The 5,762-nt window shown below is 68.5% G+C and carries 6 protein-coding genes; 3 read left to right on the top strand and 3 right to left on the bottom strand.

Annotation, left to right across the window (positions count from 1 at the left end; translation table 11 throughout):
* Positions 1 to 130: 130 nt before the first annotated feature.
* Positions 131 to 1,153, top strand: a complete 1,023-nt coding sequence (locus VGV06_02740) for an LLM class flavin-dependent oxidoreductase (GenBank protein ID HEV2054072.1) — start codon at positions 131 to 133, stop codon at positions 1,151 to 1,153.
* Positions 1,154 to 1,175: 22 nt separating this feature from the next.
* Here VGV06_02740 and VGV06_02735 read toward each other — a convergent pair whose 3' ends face one another.
* Genes VGV06_02735 through VGV06_02725 form a run of 3 tightly spaced genes read right to left on the bottom strand, consistent with a single transcriptional unit; the run spans position 1,176 to position 3,639 of the window.
* The gene (locus tag VGV06_02735) at positions 1,176 to 1,337 is read right to left on the bottom strand and encodes a hypothetical protein (protein ID HEV2054071.1); all 162 of its coding nucleotides are present in this window, start codon (positions 1,335 to 1,337) and stop codon (positions 1,176 to 1,178) included.
* A gap of 59 nt (positions 1,338 to 1,396) precedes the next feature.
* Positions 1,397 to 2,392, bottom strand: a complete 996-nt coding sequence (locus tag VGV06_02730; GenBank protein HEV2054070.1) for an LLM class flavin-dependent oxidoreductase — start codon at positions 2,390 to 2,392, stop codon at positions 1,397 to 1,399.
* An 11-nt stretch (positions 2,393 to 2,403) separates the two neighbouring features.
* Entirely contained in the window at positions 2,404 to 3,639 is a 1,236-nt protein-coding gene (locus VGV06_02725; GenBank protein ID HEV2054069.1) for an ABC transporter substrate-binding protein, read from the bottom strand.
* Positions 3,640 to 3,745: 106 nt separating this feature from the next.
* Between VGV06_02725 and VGV06_02720 the strand changes: the two genes are divergently transcribed.
* Positions 3,746 to 4,870 carry an FAD-binding oxidoreductase gene (locus VGV06_02720; protein HEV2054068.1) on the top strand — a complete coding sequence of 375 codons (1,125 nt, stop codon included), beginning with the start codon at positions 3,746 to 3,748 and terminating at the stop codon, positions 4,868 to 4,870.
* 10 nt (positions 4,871 to 4,880) lie between these two features.
* On the top strand, positions 4,881 to 5,762 hold an 882-nt coding region (locus VGV06_02715), incomplete at its 3' end, for a CinA family nicotinamide mononucleotide deamidase-related protein (GenBank protein ID HEV2054067.1).

The raw sequence follows: 5,762 nt of genomic DNA, 5'->3' as shown, positions 1-5,762 counted from the left end.
GAGACGATGCAGGCGATGGGCGTGGGACAGGTGCTCTGCTGGATGAACTTCGGCGGCCTGCCGCAGGAGAAGATCCGCCGGTCGATGGAGCTGTTCGCCCACGAAGTTATGCCGCGGTTCCGGGGATAGCATGGAGATCGGGCTCTTCACCGAGTTCCAGTGCGCGCCGGGGATGGACGAGGCTCAGGCCTTCGACGAGTCGCTCGCCGAGATGACGGCGGCCGAGGAGATGGGCTTCGACGCCGTGTGGCTGGCCGAGATCCACTTCCAGAAGGACCGCTCCGTACTCTCCTCACCGCTCATCGTCGCGACGGCCATCGCCGCCAGGACCCGGCGGGTGAAGATCGGCATCGCCGTCCAGGTCCTGCCGCTCGCCCACCCGCTGCGCCTGGCCGAGGACGTGGCCACCCTCGACCACCTGAGCAAGGGGCGGCTGGATTTCGGCGTGGGGCGGAGCGGGCTGCCCGAGCACTACCAGCGCTTCAACATCCCCTACAGCGAGAGCCGCGAGCGGTTCCAGGAGACGCTCGACATCCTGATCAAGGCGTGGACCCAGGAGCGGTTCACCTACGAGGGCAAGTACTTCCAGTTCCGGGACGTCTGTGTGCTGCCCAAGCCGTTCCAGAAACCGTATCCGCCGCTCCGCGTCGCCGCGACCACCCAGGAGACCTATCCGCTGGTCGGGCGCATGGGCCTGCCGATCTTCATCGCGGTCCGGACGACATCGATCAGCGACCTCGAGCGCTTCATCGGCGGCTACCACGAGGGCTGGCGCGAGGCCGGGCATCCGGGGCTTGGCCCAGTTGCGCTGATCGTGCCCGTCTACGTGGCCGACACCGAGCGCCGGGCGCGCGAGGAGCCCGAGGCGAGCACCATGCATTTCTTCCGCGTGATCGCCGAGGCGCTCGGCAAGGGAGGCACGAGGCGGGAGGAAGCCGCCAAGCTCGGGCGCATGAGCTACGACGAGGTCCTCCGGGAGCTGGTCGTCTACGGCACGCCCGAAGCGGTCACCGAGCGCCTGCTGGAGCTGCGCGAGTCCCTCGGCTACACGACGCTGTCCGTCTGGATGAACGTCGGCGGACGGATCCCGCACGAGCGCGTGCTCGCCTCGATGCGGCTCTTCGCCGAGCGCGTGATCCCGCGTCTCCAGTGACGTGGGAGCCCGGGCGGCGCGCTCAGGCGCTGCCGTCGAGAAACGCCTTCGCGTTCGCGCCGAGGATCCGCTCCCGGTCGCGCCTTGGAAGAAACTCGAACTCGCGGATTGACGCGATCGAGCGGGCGAGGCTGCCCACCGCGAACGGCGCGTCGCTACCGATGACGAGACGATCCGCGCCCACACACGCCACGCCCGCCAGAAGCGCAGGGGACGTCGACGATCAACTCGATCCGCCTTTTCTCAACGCGCCAGCGCGGGCATCACCTCGCGCCCGTACAGCTCCACGGTGCTCACGGGATCGGCGGCGAGGCTGACCGTAAACATGAGCTGCGTCACCCCCGCGGCCTCGGCGGCGCGCACCTGACCGACGCAGTCTTCGGGCGTCCCCGCGATGGCGAGCCGGGCGCGAAGGTAATCGAAGAGGCCGAGCCGCTTCACCAGCGTGGGGTCCATCTCCCGCTGCCGCGTCGTGTAGCTGGCCCGGAGCTCCCGCACGCTGGGCACAAGTTCCGGAGGAACGCCGCGCCCCTCCGGATCGGGTCCAAGGATGTACGCGGCGACGAAGCCCAGAATATTGCCGAGCTTCTCGTAGGCCGTCTCGCGCCGGGCGCTCACGTCGAGGCAGGCGATGGACCACACGTCGACGTCGGCCACCGGCCGGCCCGCCTCCTTGGCGCCCGCCTCGATCAGCTCCCGCGCCCGGCTCACGTGCTCGGATCCGAGACCGTAGTTCACGAACGCGCCGTCGGCCACGGCGCCCACCGCGCGGAGCGCACCCGGTCCCGACGCGGCGGCATAGACCGGCACGCGGCGCCGCACCCAGGGCAGGTGCGTGGTGACGCCGCGCCACGACGCCGGCTCCCCGCTCAGCACCGTTCTGAGAAACCCGACCCCTTCACGCAAGGCCCCCGCCCCCGTGGGAGCGCCGCCGACGTTGGCGACACCGCTGTGCCCCGAGCCGATACCGAGAATGGTACGGCCGCCCGAGGCGACGTCGACGGACGCCGCGGCCGACGCCGTTATGGCCGGATGGCGAGTGACCAGGTTCGTCACGCACGTGGCGAGCCGCACGCGCGATGTGGCCGAAGCGGCCAGCGTCATCGCGACCCACGGGTCCATGGCATTGCCCGGCGTGTCGGCGATGCCGACCATGTCGAAGCCGTGCTCGTCCCCGAGGCGCGCCATGCGCGCCGTGTACTCCGGCGTGTACGGCCAGAAAAAGAACCCGAAGCGCATCGGACGGCACGTCAGGGCTTGACGGGAGGATAGTCGCGCGAGTAGGCGGGGGTCTTGAGGAACTCCTCCGGCTTGTACGTCCAGAACTGGGATACGAGCGGATAGGTGTGGATGACGGTGTTCACGAGCTTGCCGCCGGCTCTGTCCACGCGGACGATGTAGACGTTTTCCGTCGGGTTGCCGTACTCGTCGAGCTTGATCGGTCCACGCGGATCGGGCGTCCGCTCGATGGCGCGACGTATCGCGAGGACGAGCTTCTCGCGATCCTCGACCTGGCCGCTCAGGGACTGCGCGGCCTCGGCTATCCACCGCCCCGAGCTGTACATGATGGCGCTGAAGTAGGCCGGCGTTCTCCCGAACTTCGCCTCGGCGAGCTTCATGAATCGCTGGTTGGCGGGGTTCTGGAGGGTCGGGCTCCAGAGGAGCGAGCCGACGATCCCGACCGCCTCGTCGCCCATGCCCCGCAGCGCGCTCTCGTCGGTCATGACGCCGGTGCCGATGAGCGGCACCTTTCCCCGGAGCCCGGATTCTCCGTACTGCTTCACGAAGCGTACGGCCTGGCCCGCCACGAAGACGGCGCAGACGGCGTCGACGTCCTTCTCGATCTGGGTCAGGTACGGCGCGAAGTCGAGCGCGTTGAGCGACACCCAGAGCTTCTGGATGACCTTGCCCCCGCCGTCCTCGAACACGCGCTGGAATCCGCCGATCTCCTCGTGCCCGAAGGGATTGTCCATGGCGACGGTCGCCACCCGACGGTACTTCAGCGTCTTCGCCGCGTAATCGCCGAGCGGATGCATGATCTGGCTCGCCGCGAAGTTCGAGCGCAGGAGCCACTTGGCGATCTTGCGCTTGGTCAGGTCATCGGGCGTGGTGAGGAAGAGCGTCGGGAGCTGGTCGCGCTCGATCTGCGGCACCAGGCTGTTGCCCACGTTCGCGAGGAGGACGCCCGTGAGCACGTGGATCTTGTCGTGATCGACGAGCTTACGGTACTTGGCGAGCGCCGTCGCCGAGTTGCCCTCGGTATCCTCCTCGACCAGCTCGATCTTGCGGCCACCCGCCTGGTAACTGACCTCCTCGAGCGACAGCTTGAGGCCGTCGAGCATGTCCCTGCCGGCCTGGGCGAAGATGCCGGTCAGGGGGCCGAGGTAGCCGATGCGGATGGTCTCCGCGGCTGCTGCGGGACGGCCCACGAGGAAGATCAGGGTCAACGCCACGAAGACGCCAACGGCAGTGCGCAACGACCTCATGCGTGCTCCTCCTTGTGAGTGAGCGAATTCCGAAGCGAGGGCCTAGCCTACCATGGGGTTTGACGGCTCTGCTTGCGCCTGAGTGATTCGGGTTAGACTCCCCTCCATGTCTGTCGTGATCGTCGGAGGCGGTCTCATGGGCCTGAGCGCCGCGTTCCATCTCCGCCGGGCCGATCCGTCGCTGTCCGTGACCGTGCTCGAGCGCGCGCGCGTCGGCTCGGCCGCTTCGGGGGCGAGCGCTGCCGGCGTGCGGGCAATGGGCCGCGATCCCGCGGAGCGGCGGCTCGCCCTCGAGAGTCTCGGGCGTTGGCCGGGGCTCGACCGCGAGCTGGAAGGTGAAACCCGTTACCGTCGTGGCGGCGGGCTTCGCGTGGCGCTCGATGACAAGGCATGGCAGGCGGCGCCGACCTGGGCCGCCGAGCAATGCGCCGACGGTGTCCCCCTCGAGACCGTCGATGCGGCATCGGCGCGACGTCTGGCGCCAGGCATCACGCCCGGTTGTCTCGGTGGCGTCTACTCCGCCATCGATGGCCAGGCCGGGGCGATGGCCACGGTGCAAGCCTTCGCAGCGGCGGCGCGACGTCTCGGCGCGCGCATCGAAGAGGGCGTGGGCGTGAATAGGCTGGTGGCCGAGCGCGGCCGCGTCGTGGGCGTCGAGCGCGGCGACGGCGCGCGGCAGCCCTCTGACGTCGCCATCGTGACGGCCGGCGCCTGGACCGCTTCCCTGCTGGTGGGCCTCGGCGTCAGCCTTCCGCTGATCACGCGGCCGCTTCAGATGCTGCTGTCCGAGCCGGGGCCGATCGGGCTGGCGCCTGTCGTCAGTTGCTTCGACAGGAAGTTGAGCCTCAAGCAGCTCGCCGATGGCGCCTACCTGATCGGCGGCGGCTGGCCGGCGCGGATCGCAGACCATGAGGCGAATCGATGGGAAGTGCTCGATGAGAGCGTGAAGGCAAGCCTGGAAGTCGCTGGCGAAGTCTACCCGGCGTTGACCGGCTGCAAGCTCGCCGAGAGCTGGGCTGGGCTCGAGGCATTCACGCCCGACGAGCTCCCCGTGATAGGTCCGCTCCCCGGCGTCGAGGGCGTGCTCGTCGCGGCAGGCTTCTCCGGCCATGGCTTCGCTCTCTCCCCGGTGGTGGGGGACGTGCTCGCGCGACTAGCGCTCGGGCGCGACGCGCTTCAACCCCTTTGGCGTGACCTCCGCTTCGACCGGCCGACCTTGGCCGGCTCCTGAAAGGCCAGGCATGCGAATCGAGATCATCTGCACGGGCGACGAGGTGCTGACGGGGGAAACCGTCAACACCAACTTCAGCTACATGAGCCAGAAGCTCGGGGACGTCGGCCTCTCCGTCCACTGGGAAACGACGGTCGGCGATGACCGCGAGAGCCTGCTGCAGGCGTTTCAGCTCGCGGGACAGCGCGCCGATGCGGTTATCGTCAACGGCGGCCTGGGCCCCACCGTCGACGACCTGTCCCAGGAAGTCGCCGCCCAGGCCGCCGGCGTCGAGCTCGTCCTCAACGACGAGTGGCTGGTCCGGATGGAGGACTTCTTCAACCGGCGCAGCCGCGTGATGCCGCCGAACAACAGGAAGCAGGCCATGCTGCCCGTCACCGCGGAGGTGATCGACAACCCGATCGGCACCGCCTGCGGATTCGCGCTCGACATCGGCAAGGCCCGGTTCTTCTTCACTCCCGGAGTCCCGCGCGAGCTCAAGCGGATGCTCGAGGAGCAGATCATCCCGCGCCTCCTCGCCAAGAGCGGCCTGCAGGCGATCATCCATCTGAAGCGGTTTCACTCGTACGGGCTCGGCGAATCGCACGTCGACTCGCTGCTCACGGGAGTGGAGGCGCTCGTGCCGGACGGGAGCGTGAAGCTCGGCTTCCGCGCCCACTATCCGCAGCTCGAGACCAAGCTGACAGCTCGCGGCGCCGACCTGGACGATATCCGACGCAAGCTCGAACCGGTGGAGCGAGAGATACGCAAGCGGCTCGGCAACTTCATCCTGGGTGAAGATGATCAGACGCTGGAAGGCGTGGTGCTGGCAGAGCTCACGGCGCGTCAGGCGACACTCTCTATCGTGGAGATGTTTACGAGCGGCCAGATCGCCGCCCGCATCGCCCATCTT

The sequence above is a fragment of the Candidatus Methylomirabilota bacterium genome (assembly GCA_035936835.1).
In the GTDB taxonomy this organism is placed as follows: Bacteria; Methylomirabilota; Methylomirabilia; order Rokubacteriales; family CSP1-6; genus AR37.
This window is presented reverse-complemented; position numbering and strand designations above follow the sequence as displayed.